Raw genomic sequence first — 17,263 nt, 5'->3', positions numbered from 1 at the left:
TGAACCAAGGGGATCGTGATCCGGCGGGCAGCGCAACCAGCGGCGCCCCGATAACGGCTGCCGGTCACACACCGGCTCCGGCGGGCCCAAGCGCCGCCCACCTGCGGAGAAAAACGCGGCGGTGGTGGCCCCGGCGGCGGGAAACCGTGGGGCTGGATGAGCTGTTGCGGCCTGCGGCCCGGCCGGAGCACCGGCCGGGCACCCTGATCCGCGTGGCCGGATGGGCCGGTGCGGTCGCCGTCGTCGCGCTCAGCGCCGGATCCCTGGTAGCGCCGGGGGCCATCGCCTTCTCTGCTGCCACGGATTCCGTGCTGGACCTGTGGGAAGGCCTGCCCGCCGAGCTTCCACTGGACACCGCCTTGCCGCAACATACGGTCCTGCTCGACAAGGACGGCAAGGAATTCGCCCGCTTCTACAGCGAAAATCGGATTGACGTGGACCTGGATCAGGTCTCGCCCGCGTTTTTGGACACGCTGCTGTCCACCGAGGACTCCCGGTTTTACGAACATCACGGCGTGGACCCCATGGGCGTCACCCGCGCGATGGTGAGCAACTCGGTGGGCGGCGAGCGCCAGGGCGGCTCCACCATCACCCAGCAGTTGGTACAGAACATCCTCGTCAACAATGCCCGGGATGCAACCGAGAAGTCGGTGGCGGTGGGCGAAACCTACAACGCCAAAATCCGCGAGGCCAAGTACGCCGTCCAGCTGGAAAAGCGCCTGGACAAGGACCAGATCCTGAACATGTATGTCAACGCCGTCTACTTCGGCAACCGCGCGTACGGCATCCAGGCGGCGGCGCGCATCTATTTCAATACGACGGCGGCCAAGCTCACCCTGCCCCAGTCGGCCCTGCTCGTCGGACTGCTCAAGGGACCGGTCTACTACGATCCGATGAAATACCCGGATCGAGCGCTCAGCCGCCGCAACACCGTGCTCAATGTTCTCGAGCGTCATGGCGCGATCACGGCGAACGAAGCTGCGGCGGCCCGCGGCAGCGGGCTCGGCCTCGACCCGGGATCTGTGCCCTCGGGCTGCGGCGGCTCCGAGTACCCGTTCTACTGCGATCTGGTCAGGGATGAAATTCTTACCGATCCTGCCTTCGGCAAGACCCAGGAAGAACGCGGGGACCGGCTCTCGCGCGGCGGCATGACGCTGACCACGGCCCTGGACCGCAAGGCCATCGACGCGGCCGAAAAGGCCGTGCACAAAGCGATGGGCAACAAGAACCGCGCGGCGCTGGGCACCGCCGTCGTCGAACCCGGCACCGGGCATGTCACGGCGGTGGCACAGAACCGGTCCTGGGGCGAAGGCAAGGGCAAGACCGAGGTGGTCTTCGCCGACAGTGCCTTCCAGGTGGGGTCGGCGATGAAGCCGATCGTGCTCGCCACGGCGCTGTCCCAGGGGATTTCACCGCGCCAAAAGCTGCTGGCCAACGGCCCCTATTACTCCTCGCTGGATAATCCGCCCGGTGGTTTCCACAACTACGGCTACGAGAATTACGGCTCTATCGACGCCTACCAGGCCGTGCGCGCTTCGGTGAATATCTACTTCGTGCGGTTGATCGAGCGCACGGGCGTGAAGGAAGTCGCCGAGTTCGCGGAAACCCTGGGCATCACCTCGATCCCCGTCGATAAGCTGCACGGCCGGGAGGCATCGCTGGCGCTCGGCTCCTACGAGATTTCCCCGCTTGAGATGGCCAACGCCTACTCCACCTTCGTCAGCGGCGGGGTGCTGTGCCGGCCGGTCACCATCACCGCAGCCATCCGCAGCGATACCGGGGAGAAGCTCCCGGTTCCCGCCTCAAACTGCCACCAGGCCATCGACCCTTCGGTGGCGGCCACGGTGGCCGACGCGCTGACCGAACCGTTCCACCCGGCGGGCACGCTGGGCGCCCTGGGCATGCCGAAGGGCCGCCAGGCCGGAGCCAAGACGGGTACCACGAACGACTTCGCCGCGAACTGGATTGTGGGCGTCACCCCGCAGTATGCGACGGCGGTGTGGCTCGGCGACCCCCGTGGCGGGGCCCAACACCCGTTGAAGACGGTGCATGCCTACGGCAAAACCTTCTACGACCTCACCGGCTCCGAACTGGCCGGCCCCGTATGGAAGGACACCATGGAAGGCCTGCACAAGGGCCTGCCCGCCGAGCCGATGCCCGAGGCCGACCCGCTGACCACCAGCGTCGAAACGTCCCGGTCCATGCCGGACCTCCGCGGACTGGGCGTAAACGAGGCCATCACGGTGCTGCTGCGCAACAACCTGGTGCCGGTGGTCGGGCAGGAAACGGCCAAACCGGACCCGCGGGTGGATCAAAACGTGGTGACCGCGCAGTCGGCACCGCCGGGCAGCAGGCTGACCTTCCGCCAGGAAGTGACCATCACGCTCAGCGCCGGCAGCAACACTGCCATCACGGTCCCCGACGGGTTGTAAGGAGTCCCGGTGTCCATCTTCGAGAAACATCCGGCCCTTGCCCTGGCCACCGGTGCGCTGTGCCTGGCGTCCCTCACCGCGTCGGGGCTGGTGGCCCTGCAGGCATCGGGGCTGCCGATGTTCTTCGCGCAGGAACAGGCCGCGGCGGTGGCCGAGCCTGCCACACCGGTGGCAATCAGCGCGGTGCTCACGGACAGCCCGGCCTCCATTTCCTTGACCGGGCTGCTGGCCGAACCGCCCGGAAAGTGGAAGCCGGAGGGTTCGGTGGAGCGCGGAGCGGCGCTGCCGGTGCCCTACGCGTGCGACATCGGCGCGGCGCCCTCGGTGGCATTGTCCCGTTCCTTCAGGGTGCGCGGCGAGAGGGTGCAGGTGCTCGCCGCCGCCTACACCGCCGGCCTCGGCGCCGAAGCCATGGACAAGCTGGCGGACAACGCGGCCAACTGCGCCGGGCCGGCGATCGCGGTCCGGAACGAGGAACTGGACGGCCCCGGCGTCCAGGCCCACCGGATCTACGCAGCCAAGAACGGCCACGGCACCATGCAGGTGCTCACCTTCCGGCGCGGGGACGTGCTGGCCTTCGTGACGGGAAAGGCAGCCGCACCGCTGCAGAAACTGGCCAGGCAACTGGACAAGAAGCTCGCGGCCGCGCTCGCCGACGTCTGCGCAGACCAGGAATCCAAAGCCGGCGACGCTGCCCGCTCCCCTTGGTCGACCGCCGGCTACAAGCCGTTCACGATCACCCGAACGGTATCCATCCCCGCCGTTCCGCTGCCGAAGGCCCCGGCCGACGCCGACTACGAAACCGTGTCCTTCCCGGCACCGGACCTGAAGGTCAAGCCGGCCAATCCGGCGGCCCTGCCGGCCTACCCGGTCTGGCCGCCGATGCCGGACGCCCGGGAGTTCCCCCGGCCGCCCAAGGGCCCCGCGAACGAGCCCGCGAGGTCGGCGAAGGTCCATCTGCTGACCGAGGACGCCGCCGGGCCGGGCTGCGGCTGGCAGTTCACCGGCATGTCACCGGTGCCTTTCGACGCCAGGGACGCAGCCGCCGCCAACCGGGAACGTGTCCAAGCCGCAGAATCGAGACTCGCCGCCCGCGCCAGGAAATGGCAACAGGCCGTGCTGGACTACTGGGCCGCCTACGACCACTACCGGACGGACGTGCAGGAGTACAAGGACTACGCCGCCGCGGTTGCCAAGGTGAACAAGGAGTGGGACAAGATCGCGGCACAGTGGAATGACTACTGGGCCGAATACGCCGTCTACCAGCAGGCCCTGGCGGAGCGTTCGGCATTCTTCACCCAGCGGGACAATGCACGGGCCGGCTACCGGAACGCCCTGGCGCAGTGCGAAGCGGACAACCGGAACGCGGAGCAGGAGTACAAAAACGCGCGGCAGGAGTACAAGAAGGCGCTGGAAGATTACCGGAAGGCGGTGGAAGCAGCCGAAGAAAACCAGGGCGACGAAGACGAGGAGGAAGAGCAGCCGGAGCCGCCCAGTCCGCCCCGGGAGCCCTCACGGCCCGAGCCGGCGGATTGTGACGCGATAGGCCAGCCGGCCATCTTGGATTGGGCGCCGCCGGCCAAGCCCGTTGCCCCGGCGCCCCCGCCCGATCCCCGCCCTGTCGGAGAACGATGACCCCGGCACCCGCCGGTTTGCCGGCGTGGGGCCCGTGGTGCCGGGAGGCGGGGCTGCCGCGCGCTTTGGCTAGAGTGGGGGCATGGTTGATTCCACCGCCACCGCGGCCACCGCCGGCATTGCCGCTACCGAGCACCTCGGCGCCGATGGAGGTGCAGTTCCGGATGCTTACTACGTGCGCCTGGACGGCAGACGCTTCCAATCCACGCTGCATTCCCAAGGAGCCTGGAACGACCACGAACAGCACATGGCACCGGCTTCCGGCCTAATCGTGCACGAGCTGCTGCGCAACCATCCCCGCCCCGAGATGGTGATGAGCCGGATCAATTTCGAGATCCTGGGCATCATCCACGGCGGCGAGTTCGAGGTCCAGACCCGGGTCCTGCGGCCGGGCAAGACAATTGAGCTCTTGGAGGCCACTTTCACCGCGCAAGGCCGCACGGCCATCCGCGCCCAGGCCTGGCGCCTGCTCACCGGTGATACCGCTGCCGTCGCCGGCACCTTCAGCCGGCCCCTTCCCGGACCCGCCGGCTGCCCCCCGGCGCCCATGACCAGCGTCTGGGACGGCGGCTTCATCCGGTCCACGGAGTTCCGCACCGCGGCGGACCTCGGTCCCGGCAACCGGACCGTCTGGGCGCGCACCCTGCACCCGTTGGTTCAGGGCGAGGACAGCCACCCGCTGGCCCGCTTCGTCAGCATCGTGGACACCGCCAACGGCATCGCGGTGCGGCAGGATCCGCGCGAGTACATGTTCCCCAACCTTGACCTGACCATCCACCTGTTCCGCCAGCCGCAGGGCGAGTGGACGGGTTTGGACACCCGCGTGAGCTTCGGCGACGACGGCGTCGGCCTGACGGACACCGAACTGTTCGACGAACAGGGTCCGGTGGGCCGCGCCGCCCAGATCCTGACCGTCCGCAAATTTTCCGGATCAGCCGGATGACCCTGCGCATCCTGACCATAGGCCGCAAACACGAGTCGTGGGTGGCGGAAGGAATCGACCGCTACGAGAAGCGGATGAAGAAGCCCTTCGACGTCAGCTGGCAGCCGATCCCCCATTCCTCCCGCGAGCATGACGCCGCGCGCAAGGAAGAATCCGAAACCCTGCTGGCCAAACTCAGCGGCAAGTACGCCAACGACTTCGTGGTGCTGCTGGACGAACGCGGCAAGAACATCGATTCGCCCACCCTCGCGCGCACCCTCCAGCAGCCGCTGGACAGCTCCCGCAACGTCACCTTGATCATCGGCGGGGCGTACGGGGTGGACGACTCGATCCACCAGCGGGCCGACTTCGTCTGGTCCCTTTCCAAATTGGTCTTCCCGCACCAGCTGGTCCGGCTGATCCTCATGGAGCAGCTCTACCGCGCCCAGGAGATCGCCGGCGGGCGTCCCTACCACCATGAATGATCTTGGGTAGCGCGCTGCGATTCGGGCGGTCCGCGGCAGTCGCCGCCGCTGTCTTCAGCGTAGCCGCCGGCGCGCACACTGCGGCCGGAGGAACCCTGCCACCCGCCGCCGTCGTCCTGGCGCTGGGCGCGCTGACATGGTTGCCGGTGATGATCCTGGCCGGGCGGAAACTCCAACTGGTGACGATCCTTGCGGTACTGGCCGTCGGACAGCTCGCACTGCACCAAGCCTTTGAACTTCTCGCAACCGTCCGCTGCGCGCCGGACCCATACTCCGACGGACACGCCGTACACGTGGGCCATGCGGGCCACGCCGGATCCACTGCCGTGGCACTCGACTGCGCGGCCACATCCCACGCCGGGAGTTCGCCTGCCATGCTCGCCGCCCATGTGCTGGCCACAGCACTGACCGCGCTCATGTTGGCGCGCGGCGAGGCTGCGCTGTGGAGCCTGGCCGCTTGGCTGCGTCCGCTGGTCCGCCAGTCGACCGTGACGGCGCTGCCGCCCGCCGGCGTCACCCTTGCCGCCAAGCAAGATCCGTTGCCTCTCCTAACCCAGTACCTGGTCACACTCGTGCCGCTGCGGGGACCGCCGGTGCCGGCGAGCTTCCAAAACCGGACCTAACCCAAGTCCTAAACATCATCGATTCCCCGGCCCTGCGCCGCGACGGGCCGCTATGGCCTTGCTACGCGGACCGCGGCCCAGCGCCTCCCGAAAGGCATTCTGTGACTACCATTCACCGCACTACCCTTCGCTCTTTACTGGCCGTCGGAGCCACGGCTGGCCTGTTGGCTGTTGGCGCCGGAGCAGCCTCCGCCCACGTGGGCGTCACCCCCGAGGACGACGCCGCCGGCAGCAGCTCCGTGCTGACGTTCTCCTTCTCCCATGGATGTGAGGGTTCACCGACCACGAAGATTGCTATCTCGCTGCCCGAGCAGCTGGCCGACGCCACGCCCACCGTGCACCCCAACTGGGACGTTGAGAAGGTGACCGAAACCATCGATGCCCCCATAACTTTGGACAGCGGGGCCACCATCACCGAGCGGGTCAGCCAGATTGTTTACACGGCCAAGGAACCGGTGGCCGACGGGCTGCGCGACGCGCTGCAGCTCCAGGTGCTGCTGCCCGACGTCCCCGGCGAGAGCCTGGCCTTCCCCACGCTGCAGACCTGTGAGAAGGGCGAAATCGACTGGGCCGAGCTGCCCGCGGAGGGCCAAGATCCCCACGAGCTGGACTCCCCGGCTCCGTCGTTCGTGATCGGCGAAGCATCCGCCAACAGCCACGGAGGGCACGACGACGGCGGCGCGGCTCCGGATGCCGGGGCGGCCGGGGCAGCGGGCAACGGCGCGGCGACGGTGGCAGGCTGGACCGGGCTCGGGGCCGGCGTGCTGGGCCTGGCCGCCGGCGTGACCGCGCTGGTCCGCACCCGCAAGAGGCCCTGACCCACAAGCTGCTCCCGGCGGGCGGACCGCCTGAAGGCGGCCGTCCGCCGGCTGGAATCCCAAGCCGGAGGGCGGCTGGCGAGGGTGTTTAATATGACCATGATGAATCGTTTCCGGGCGCGCCCGGCCGCCGCGGCCCTGTTCGTTGGATCCGCCCTCCTGCTGGCCGGATGCGGGCAACCGGCTCAGGAACCCGGCACCGCCGCTGCGTCTTCCGCCCCCGCGGCCAGCGCGCCGTCGTCGTCCCCTGCGCCTGCCCCGGCAACCGGAAACGCGGGAAGCGCCACCGCGTCCCCGGAGGCCGGCGGCGGCGCCGCCGACGGTTCCTGCCGCGCCGACCAGTTGGAAGCGGCCATTCAAACCAAACCCGGCGCCGGGGCCGCCGGCAGCGTCTACCGCACGCTGGTACTGACGAACACCGGCACCGGGTCCTGCACGCTCCAGGGGTACCCCGGCGTCTCCTACGTCGACGCCGACGGCACACAGGTGGGCGCGCCGGCCGAACGGGACCCGGCGGCAGCGACGGCGGCCGTCACGCTGGAGCCGGGCGGAACCGCCGAGGCGCAGCTGCAGCAGACCAACGCGCAGAACTACGGCGAGGAATGCGGACTCACGGATGTGGCGGGGGTCAGGGTCTACCCGCCGAACCAAAAGGAATCGCTCGTCGCGAAGCAGGAGACGGTCGGCTGCTCGGACTCCTCCGTGGTGCTGATGACCGTGGGCACCTTCCAGGCCCCGTAGCCGCCCGCCCGCTCCCCGGACTGCACACCGGGAACTGCACAGCGTCGGTGCCGGCCGCTAGGCTCAAGACATCGGTATGACGACGTCTGTGCTCGAACGCTTCAGCCCGGCCACCCGCGAGTGGTTCGCCGGCGCCTTCGCCGCGCCCACCAACGCACAGGCCGGTGCGTGGAACGCCATTTCCGCCGGCTCCCATGCCCTGGTGGTGGCGCCCACGGGTTCCGGCAAGACCCTGGCGGCCTTCCTCTGGGCGCTGGACACGTTCATCTCCCGGGCACAGACGCAGGCCGAACCTCCCGCCGCTGTGCCGGAAGCGGCGCCCAAACGGGGACGCGCCGCCCGCGAGGAGTCCGGCGGCACCCGGGTGCTGTACATCTCGCCGCTCAAGGCGCTGGGTGTGGACGTGGAGCGGAACCTGCGCGCGCCGCTGATCGGCATCACCCAGACCGCCAAACGGCTTGACCTGCCCGCCCCGTCCATCACCGTCGGCGTCCGTTCCGGTGACACCCCGCCCAATGAACGGCGCCGGTTGCTCACCCACCCGCCGGACATCCTGATCACCACGCCGGAATCGTTGTTCCTGATGCTGACCTCCAGGGCGCGGGAAACCCTGGCGTCGGTGGACACCGTGATCATCGATGAAGTCCACGCCGTGGCCGGGACCAAACGCGGCGCCCACCTGGCTGTCACCCTGGAACGGCTGGACGCCCTGCTGCAGCGGCCCGCCCAGCGGATCGGCCTCTCCGCGACCGTCGAGCCGCTGGATACCGTGGCCCGGTTCCTGGGCGGCAATTCCCCGGTGGAGATTGTCGCCCCTCCCGCCCGGAAGTCATGGGACCTGACGGTCACGGTGCCGGTGGAGGACATGACCGCGCTGGCCTCGCCCAGCCAGGAGGAACTGGGCGCCGGCGCGCAGCCCGCGTCCATCTGGCCGCACGTCGAAGAGAAGATCGTGGACTTGATCGCCGAAAACCGGTCCACCATCGTCTTCGCCAACTCGCGCCGGTTGGCGGAGAGGCTCACCGCCCGGTTCAACGAAATCTGGACCGAACGCGAGTCCCTCCCGCTGTCCGGCGAGGACGTCTGGGGCACCGCCGCCGCCCATGACGACGCTGCCGAGAACGCTCCCGGTCCGGGGCCCGGCTCGGGTTCCGGTTCCGGTTCGGGTTCAGCTTCCGGTTCCGGTTCCCGCACGCAGACCAAGCCGCCGGCCCAGATCATGGCCCAGGCCGGTTCGGCCTCCGGCGCGGATGCCGTCCTCGCCCGAGCCCACCACGGCTCGGTCAGCAAGGAGGCGCGCGCGCAGATCGAGGACGACCTGAAGTCCGGACGTCTGCGCTGCGTGGTCGCGACCTCGAGCCTGGAGCTGGGCATCGACATGGGTGCCGTGGACCTGGTGGTGCAGGTGGAATCCCCGCAGTCCGTGGCCAGCGGCCTGCAGCGGGTAGGACGTGCCGGGCACCAGGTCGGCGAGGTCTCCCACGGCGTGCTGTTTCCCAAGCATCGCCAGGACCTGGTCAATACCACGGTGACCGTCGAGCGGATGCTTGCCGGCCGCATCGAGCCCCTGTATATCCCCGCCAATCCCCTGGACATCCTCGCCCAGCAGACCGTGGCCGCCACCGCCCTCGGCGCCGTCGACGTGGAGGAATGGTTCGACGTCGTGCGCAGGTCCGCGCCCTTCGCCACGCTGCCGCGTTCCGCCTACGAGGCCACCCTGGACCTGCTGGCCGGGCGCTACCCCAGCGACGAATTCGCTGAACTGCGCCCGCGGATCGTTTGGGACCGGGTCGCCGGGACCATCACCGGCCGGCCCGGCGCGCAGCGGCTGGCCGTGACCTCCGGCGGAACCATCCCGGACCGCGGACTGTTCGGCGTCTACCTGGTGGGCTCCGAGGACGCGAAGAACAGCGGCGGCCGCCGGGTGGGCGAGCTGGACGAAGAAATGGTCTACGAATCCCGCGTGGGCGACGTCTTCGCGCTGGGCGCCACCAGCTGGCGGATCGAAGACATCACCCACGACTGCGTCCTCGTCTCCCCCGCTTTCGGGCAGCCGGGCAAGCTGCCGTTCTGGAAGGGCGATTCACTGGGCAGGCCGGTGGAGCTCGGGCGGGCGCTGGGCCGCTTCGTCCGGGAAGTGTCCGGCACGGCCGAGGAGCCGGCACGCGAGCGGCTGGCCGCCGCCGGGCTGGACGATTGGGCAGCGGGGAACCTGCTGGCCTACCTGGCCGAGCAGCAGCAGGCCACCAACGATGTTCCCAGCGACCGCACCCTGGTGGTGGAGCGCTTCCACGACGAGCTCGGCGACTGGCGTGTGGTGCTGCACAGCCCGTTCGGCATGCCCGTCCACGCGCCCTGGGCGCTGGCGGTCGGCGCCCGGCTGCATCAGAGGTACGGGCTGGACGGTTCCGCCATGGCCGCCGACGACGGAATCGTGCTGCGCGTGCCCATGATGGAAGAAGAGCCGCCCGGCGCCGAATTGTTCCTCTTCGACCCCGAGGAACTGGACCAGATCGTCACCGCGGAGGTGGGCGGTTCCGCGCTCTTCGCCTCCCGCTTCCGCGAATGCGCCGCCCGCGCCCTGCTCCTGCCGCGCAAGAATCCGGGCAAGCGCAGCCCGCTCTGGCAGCAGCGCCAACGCTCCGCCCAGCTGCTGGATGTGGCGCGCAAGTACCCGACGTTCCCGATCATCCTCGAGACGGTGCGCGAATGCCTCCAGGACGTCTACGACCTGCCCGCGCTCAAGGAGATTGCCGCCGGGATCGAGCGCCGGGAGTTGCGCCTGGTGGAAACCACCACCCAGCAGCCGTCGCCGTTCGCCCGCTCGCTGCTCTTCGGCTACGTGGCCAGCTTCCTGTACGAAGGCGACTCCCCGCTGGCCGAGCGCCGGGCCGCGGCCCTGTCGCTGGACCCGGGCCTGCTCAACGACCTGCTCGGCCGGGCCGAACTGCGTGAGTTGCTGGACGAAGGGATCATCGCCCAAACCGAGCAGGAGCTGCAGCGGCTGACCGAGGACCGCAAGGTGCGGGGCGCGGAGGGCATCGCCGACTTGCTGCGGCTGCTGGGACCGCTGACGACGGCGGAGATCGCAGCCCGCGTCCGGCCCGCCGAACCGGCGAGCGGACCCGTGAATGCGCCGATGGACGGACCGGCGGATGGGCCGACGGATGCCTCGGTCGACGGACCCGTTCCCGCCGGCTCCGCGCCCGTCGGGATTGCCGACGTCGAACCCTTGGTCGCCGAGCTGGCGAGGGCCAACCGCGCCCTGAAGGTGGGCGTCGCCGGCGGCGAACGCTGGGCGGCGGTGGAAGACGCGGCCCGGCTGCGCGATGCCCTCGGCGTGCCGCTGCCCGTGGGCGTGCCGCTGGCGTTCATCGAGCCGGTGGCCGACCCGCTCGGCGACCTGGTCAGCCGCTTCGCCCGCACTCATGGCCCGTTCACCGCCGCCGAATGTGCCAGGCGGCTGGGCCTGGGCACCGCCGTGGTGCACACCGCGCTACAACGGTTGCTCAAGGACGGCCGCGTGGTCGAAGGCGAGTTCCGGCCCGGCGGCGCATCGCCAGCTGAGGAGGGCGGAACCCACGGCACGGCCGACGTGGCTTCTCCGGCCCCGACGGATCAGCGCCAGACCGAATGGTGCGACGTCGAGGTGCTGCGCAAGATCCGCCGCCGGTCGTTGGCCGCCCTGCGCAAGGAAGTCGAACCGGTGGATCCTGCCACCTATGGCCGGTTCCTGCCGACCTGGCAGAACGTCGGGGCGAAGCTACGCGGCCTGGACGGCGTAGTCACGGTGGTGGACCAACTGTCCGGGGTACCCATCCCGGCGTCGGCGTGGGAACCCCTCATCCTGGCGTCCCGCGTGAGCGACTACGCCCCAGCCATGCTGGACGAGCTGACCGCCACGGGCGAAATCCTGATCTCCGGCGCCGGGTCGATGCCCGGCAACGACGGCTGGATCAGCCTGCATCTGGCCGACGCCGCGCACCTGACGCTGAATCCCCAGCCCGATTTCGAACCCAGCGTGCTGCAATACGAACTGCTCAACGCGCTCTCCGGGACCGGGGGCTACGGCGGCGCCTACTTCTTCCGACAGCTCACCGACCTGCTCGCGGCCAGCGGCACCCAACCGGGGGACAACGCCGTCGCCAGCGCGCTGTGGGACCTGCTGTGGGCCGGGCGGATCACCAACGACACGTTCGCCCCGGTGCGTTCGCTGCTGGCCGGCGGGACCACCTCGCACCGGCAGCGCAACGCACCGCCGCGGGCACGCTCGGCGCGGCTGGGCCGGCTCGGACGCCTGCCCGGACTGCACGGGACCGGCCTGCAACCCGGCGGCGCCGGGGCGGGTACCGGCAGGGGTCCCGGCCAGCCGCGCACCTCGCCACCGACCGTCGCGGGGCGCTGGTCGCTGCTGCCGGCGCCGGAGACCGACCCCACCGTGCGCGCACATGCCACCGCCGAACTGCTGTTGGACCGCTACGGCGTGGTCACCCGCGGCTCGGTGGCCGCCGAGTCGATCCCGGGCGGGTTCGGGCTGATGTACAAGGTGCTGGGCAAACTGGAGGAAACCGGCCGCTGCCGCCGCGGTTACTTCATCGAACACCTCGGGGCGGCCCAGTTCGCGGTCTCCCCCACCGTTGACCGGCTGCGCTCCTTCAGCCGCGATGCGCAGCTGGGTGAGCAGGCGCCGTCGGCCGTGGCCCTAGCTGCGACCGATCCGGCCAACCCCTATGGGGCCGCCCTGCCCTGGCCCCCGCAGGACTCCGGCCACCGGCCCGGCCGCAAGGCGGGCGCGCTGGTGGTCCTGGTGGACGGAGAGCTTGCCCTCTACGCGGAACGTGGCGGCAAGACGCTGCTGGCCTTCACCGAGGACGAGGAGGCGCTGGCGTTGTGTGCCCGGGCCCTGGTGCAGGTGATCCGTCGCGGTGCCGCGGACAAGATGGCCGTGGAAAAGGTCAATGGGGCCGGCATCCTGGACACGCCGCTGGCCCATGCGCTGATGGATGCCGGCTTCTATTCCACCCCACGGGGATTGAGGTTCCGTGCCTGAAGGGGACACCATCTGGCGTGCCGCCCGGCGCTTGCATGCGGCGCTGGCCGGGCAAGAGCTCACCGGCAGCGACTTCCGCGTGCCGCGCTATGCCACGCTGGACCTGTCCGGGCAGACCGTGGACGAAGTCCGCTCCCGCGGCAAGCACCTGCTGATGCGGATCGGCCCGCTGACGGTGCACTCGCATCTGGGCATGGACGGCAGCTGGCAGATCTACCAACCCGGCGAGCGCTGGCGCAAACCCGCCTTCCAGGCCCGCCTCATCCTCTCCACCGGCGCGACGACGGCGGTTGGCTTCGCGCTGGCCGCGCTGGACGTGGTGCCGCGGACCAAGGAAGACACGCTGGTGGGGCATCTCGGTCCCGACCTGCTTGGGCCGGACTGGGACGAGGCGGAGGCGCTGCGGCGGCTGCGGCAGGAACCGGACCGCCCGATCGGGCTGGCCCTGCTGGACCAGCGCAACCTCGCCGGGATCGGCAACGTCTACCGCTGCGAGGTCTGTTTCATTGCCCGGGTGCACCCGTCCACCCCGGTGGGCCAGGTGCCGGATCTCCCTGCCATGGTGTTGAAGTCCAAGCAACTGCTGGAGGTCAACAAGGATCGCGGCAGCCGCAGCACCACCGCGTCGCCCGCCCGCCGCGAATCGTTCTGGGTCTACGGGCGGGCCGGCCGGCCGTGCGGCCGCTGCGGCACCCCGGTTGTCCACGACCAGCAAGGCAATACCGACGCCGACCAGCGCGACGTCTACTTCTGCCCGCACTGCCAACCGCTGGCTCCCTGACGCGCGGGGCGTTCGCCCGACACACCCCCTCCGCCCCCGGTGCAGGGGGCCGCCCTCCGCCTGCCACAGGCCCCCGTGGCCTGCTCCGACGGCGGCCGGGCGGCACAAACCGTAATATGGTGACGATGACCGACGAAGGGGGCCCATGAGCTGGCTGCAGACGATTCCGGCCGCGCTGTTGGCCATCGTCCTCGTCTTCGGACCCGGCCTGCTCTGGGGTGCAGTGCTCGGCCTGCGCCGGTTGTCCCTGGTCGCACTGGCCGGCCCGTTCGGCGTCACCGCCATCGTGGTCGCCGCCGAGCTTGGCCGCCTGGTCGGGCTGGATTGGGCCTGGCCGCAACTTCTGGCCGTGACCGTGGTCGTGGCCGTCCTGCTCTGGCTGCTCCGCCGCAGCGTTGGCCACCGCCTGCACCGCGATCCCGAAACCCCGGACCGGCCGGCCCCCTGGCGGTCGGTCGTGCTGGCCTGGGCGGTGTCGGCCGTGCCGCTGGCGGCCGCCATGCTCTGGATCTTCGGCGCCCCGGACAACATCGCGCAGTCGCACGACAACATCTTCCACCTCAACGCGCTGCGCTACATCTCCGACTCGGGCAACGCCTCCTCGCTGACGCTGGGCTATCTGGGCACCACGGACCGGGGTACCTTCTACCCGGCGGGTTGGCACGACGTGGTCTCCCTCGTGATGATCACCGCGGGGCTGCAGCCCGCGGCCGCCATCAACATCACCAACCTGGTGCTGATCACCGGAATCTGGAGCAGCGGCTGCCTGTTCCTGGTCAGCCGGATCACCGGTGAACGCACCATGCCGCTGCTGGTCGCCGCGGTGCTCTCGCTCGCCTACAGCAGCTTCCCCTACCTGCTGCTGGAGTTCGGCGTCGTCTATCCGTTCATGCTCTCCATCGCCATGCTTCCGGCCGCGCTGGGGGTGGTGCTGCAACTGCTCCGGGTGGGCGTGCACACGCGTGTGTCAACGGAAGGCAACGTGCTGCTGCTGGTTGGACTGTTGCCGGGCATGGCGTTGTCCCATCCCGCCACCATCATGGGACTGCTGGCGCTCTCGGTGCCGCCGGTCTTCGCGGCCGCCCACCCGGCGCTGCGCTCCGGAGAACAACGACGACGGCGGCGCGCCCTGGCGGGCACCGTCGCCTATCTGGTGGTGCTGGCCGCGCTCTGGATGACGCTCCGGCCCGCCCGCAGCAGCAGCACCAACTGGGACAACCTGGGCAGTGCCGCCGAGGCCCTGGCCGACGTGGTGCTGCATTCGCCGCTCGAGCGCCCCATCTCCATCCTCGCGACCGTCCTGACGATCGTGGGCGCCGCGGTCGTCTTCAATCTCCGCAAAAACCGCTTCGCGCTGGCAATGTACGCTATCGCGGCTGCCCTCTACGTGATCGGCAACTGGCACCAGATGCCGGGCCTGCGCTGGTGGGTGACCGGTATCTGGTACAACGACTTCTTCCGCATCAGCGCCATGCTTCCGGTGGCCGGACTGCTGATCGCAGCCATCGGCGGCGTCGCACTGGCCGGGACGGCGCGCTCCTTCTTCCGGGCCACGCTGGTTCGTCGCGAGAAGAAGCAGCCGTCGTGGTTCCGGCCGGCCGCCACAGGCCTGCTGGTGGTCGCCAGTTTGGCAGTGGTGCCGCTGTTTGCCGTGCAGCGGGGCATTTCCGAGGCCGCCGCCAAGTACCGGTTCACGGACAGCTCCCACCTGCTCACCGCGGACGAGCTCGCGTTGATCAAGCGGATTCCCGCCCACGTACCGGAAGACGCGGTCATCGCCGGCAACCCGCTCACCGGCGCCTCGCTGTCCTACGCCTACACCGGGCGTCCCGCGCTGGTCCCGTCGGGAGTTACGTCGCCGCGGGTGGACGGCAAGCTCATCATGGACAAGCTGGATCAGATGAAGACGGATCCGGCGGTGTGCGCCGCCGTCGAGGCCCAGAACGTGCAGTTCGTGCTCGACTTCGGAGACCACTCGGTGCACCCCGGCGAGAGGACCTCGGTGCCGGGCCTGCAGGAGCTGACCGAGGCCAACGGGTTCGAGCTGGTGGACTCCGAAGGCGAAGCAAAACTCTACCGGGTCACCGGCTGTCCCTGAGCATTGCGGTTGCGTGTGGTGCCACCCGGTACCCTTGATGGGTGATGGAATCCCCGCTACCGGTGCGTGACGGCGTCAACGCCACCCGCCTGCGCCTCCCCGGGGAGGGACCGTGGGAAACGGCGCTGGACTACATGCTGCACCGGTGGGGCCATGTGGATCCCGACGGTATCAGGGACCGCTTCGACCGCGGCGAGATCGTCGGCGAAGGCGGAGCCGTGCTGGACCGGACCACCCCGCTGGATGCCCACACGTTCATTTGGTACTACCGGACCTTGCCGCGGGAGAAGCGGCTGCCCGTGGAGATCAGCATTCTCCACCAGAACGCGAACATCCTGGTGGTGGACAAGCCCCATTTCCTTCCGACCACCCCCGGCGGCACCTTCATCCAGGAGTCGGCGCTGGTCCGGCTGCGCCGTCAACTGGATATCCCGGATCTGATTCCCATGCACCGGCTGGACCGCCTCACCGCCGGAGTGCTGCTCTTCTCCACTAATCCCGCCACCCGCGGCAAGTACCAGGTGCTCTTCGAGAAACGCTTGGTGCAGAAGGAATATGAGGCCATCGCACCGGTGGATCCGCGGCTGCAGTTCCCGCACACGGTGCGGAACCGCATGGTCAAGTCCCGCACCTACCTGCTGGCCGAGGTCGTCGAGGGAGAGCCCAACGCGGAGACCCGGATCGAGTTGCTGGAACAGCGCGGACGGCTGGGCCGCTACAAACTGGAACCGCATACCGGGAAGACCCACCAGCTGCGCGTGCACCTGGCGTCACTGGGCATCGGGATCCTGCACGACCCGTTCTACCCGGTGCTGCTGGACCAGGCTCCTGACGACTTCGAGCGTCCCCTGCAATTACTGGCCCGCGGCATCTCCTTCACCGACCCGATCAGCGGACGACCGGTGGAATACCGCAGCCAACTGGAACTGTCCGAATGGGCAGCGCCAGCCGAATGGGCAGCACGACGCGGAGGGGCAGCAGATAGCGCCGCCGGAGCAATTGCTGCCGGCGGCGCGTTCGCCCCTGCCCGGCAGGCCTAGCGGACTACGGGATTCGGGCCTGGCGGACTACTACGGGATTCGGCCGCTTCAGGCCCGGCCGGCAGCGGTTCCGCGCGCGCTGGTGTCCCGCCGGCGGTCGAGCAGCAGGCCCAGGGCGATCATGACCACGCCCAGGACGAAATGCAGCCAGTTGTCTGCGGTGTTCAGCGGCACGAAGTTGGCTGCGCTCTGCTGGTCAATAAACAGGCCGTACAGCCAGAGGACCAGATAGACCGCGCCGCCCCAGATCATGAAGTTCCGGGCACCGGACACAGTCCTCGCGAGCGCGAATGCTGCCACGCCGTACAGGAGGTGGACGATGTTGTGCAGAATCGAAACTTGGAACACGCCCATCAGCATGGCTTCGGACTGGTGTCCCGCGAATGACATCTGGTCATAGTTTGAGGTGATTCCCGGAATGAAGCCCAAGAGCCCGATCAACAGAAAAACGGCACCGAAGACCATTGCCGCCGTCTGGAGCGGGGTCCGTCCGGTGCTTCGGGCCTGGACGTTGCCTTCTCTTGCCATGGCGATCTTCCCCTCTGACGCCTTGGCAGGTGCGTGCCCCGACGCCGTTCGATATGGACCCTGATCAAAACACTCTACAATAAGCTTGCTTACTAGTTAAGCCCCCGCAG

12 protein-coding genes are annotated in these 17,263 nt (G+C 69.2%); 11 read left to right on the top strand and 1 reads right to left on the bottom strand.

The features are described 5' to 3' along the window. The first annotated feature begins 146 nt into the window (after window positions 1-146). The 11 genes from AC5RUH_RS05530 to AC5RUH_RS05480 all read left to right on the top strand — a co-directional run bounded on the left by AC5RUH_RS05530 (window position 147) and on the right by AC5RUH_RS05480 (window position 16,625). Entirely contained in the window at window positions 147-2,432 is a 2,286-nt protein-coding gene (locus tag AC5RUH_RS05530; RefSeq protein WP_494128110.1) for a transglycosylase domain-containing protein, read from the top strand. Window positions 2,433-2,441: 9 nt separating this feature from the next. Continuing rightward, window positions 2,442-4,067: a hypothetical protein gene (locus tag AC5RUH_RS05525; RefSeq protein WP_494002275.1), complete on the top strand. Its 1,626-nt coding sequence runs from the start codon at window positions 2,442-2,444 to the stop codon at window positions 4,065-4,067. A gap of 82 nt (window positions 4,068-4,149) precedes the next feature. Next, the gene (locus tag AC5RUH_RS05520; protein WP_494002274.1) at window positions 4,150-5,010 is read left to right on the top strand and encodes a thioesterase family protein; all 861 of its coding nucleotides are present in this window, start codon (window positions 4,150-4,152) and stop codon (window positions 5,008-5,010) included. Next, the gene (rlmH, locus tag AC5RUH_RS05515; RefSeq protein WP_494002273.1) at window positions 5,007-5,474 is read left to right on the top strand and encodes a 23S rRNA (pseudouridine(1915)-N(3))-methyltransferase RlmH; all 468 of its coding nucleotides are present in this window, start codon (window positions 5,007-5,009) and stop codon (window positions 5,472-5,474) included. Before AC5RUH_RS05520 ends, rlmH begins: the two co-directional genes overlap by 4 nt. Before the next feature lie 2 nt (window positions 5,475-5,476). Then, window positions 5,477-6,097 carry a hypothetical protein gene (locus AC5RUH_RS05510; RefSeq protein ID WP_494101431.1) on the top strand — a complete coding sequence of 207 codons (621 nt, stop codon included), beginning with the start codon at window positions 5,477-5,479 and terminating at the stop codon, window positions 6,095-6,097. Between the two features lie 101 nt (window positions 6,098-6,198). Continuing rightward, window positions 6,199-6,915 carry a YcnI family copper-binding membrane protein gene (locus AC5RUH_RS05505; protein WP_494002271.1) on the top strand — a complete coding sequence of 239 codons (717 nt, stop codon included), beginning with the start codon at window positions 6,199-6,201 and terminating at the stop codon, window positions 6,913-6,915. 93 nt (window positions 6,916-7,008) lie between these two features. Continuing rightward, window positions 7,009-7,656: a DUF4232 domain-containing protein gene (locus AC5RUH_RS05500; RefSeq protein WP_494014864.1), complete on the top strand. Its 648-nt coding sequence runs from the start codon at window positions 7,009-7,011 to the stop codon at window positions 7,654-7,656. A gap of 76 nt (window positions 7,657-7,732) precedes the next feature. Beyond that, a complete protein-coding gene (locus AC5RUH_RS05495) occupies window positions 7,733-12,706 on the top strand; it encodes an Lhr family helicase (protein ID WP_494002269.1) in 4,974 nt (1,657 codons plus the stop codon). Next, window positions 12,699-13,487, top strand: coding sequence for an Fpg/Nei family DNA glycosylase (locus AC5RUH_RS05490; protein ID WP_494002268.1), 789 nt, complete (start codon window positions 12,699-12,701; stop codon window positions 13,485-13,487). Before AC5RUH_RS05495 ends, AC5RUH_RS05490 begins: the two co-directional genes overlap by 8 nt. Before the next feature lie 145 nt (window positions 13,488-13,632). Continuing rightward, window positions 13,633-15,585, top strand: a complete 1,953-nt coding sequence (locus tag AC5RUH_RS05485) for a DUF6541 family protein (protein WP_494002267.1) — start codon at window positions 13,633-13,635, stop codon at window positions 15,583-15,585. 44 nt (window positions 15,586-15,629) lie between these two features. Continuing rightward, window positions 15,630-16,625 carry an RluA family pseudouridine synthase gene (locus tag AC5RUH_RS05480; RefSeq protein WP_494002356.1) on the top strand — a complete coding sequence of 332 codons (996 nt, stop codon included), beginning with the start codon at window positions 15,630-15,632 and terminating at the stop codon, window positions 16,623-16,625. A 48-nt stretch (window positions 16,626-16,673) separates the two neighbouring features. On the opposite strand, the gene AC5RUH_RS05475 is transcribed toward AC5RUH_RS05480, so the two are convergent. Further along, the gene (locus AC5RUH_RS05475; protein WP_494002266.1) at window positions 16,674-17,153 is read right to left on the bottom strand and encodes a DUF4383 domain-containing protein; all 480 of its coding nucleotides are present in this window, start codon (window positions 17,151-17,153) and stop codon (window positions 16,674-16,676) included. Window positions 17,154-17,263 lie beyond the last annotated feature (110 nt).

The sequence above is a fragment of the Arthrobacter sp. Y3223166 genome (genome assembly GCF_059090935.1).
The sequence above is the reverse complement of the archived record's forward strand: the minus strand, read 5'-3'. Positions and strand labels throughout refer to the sequence as shown.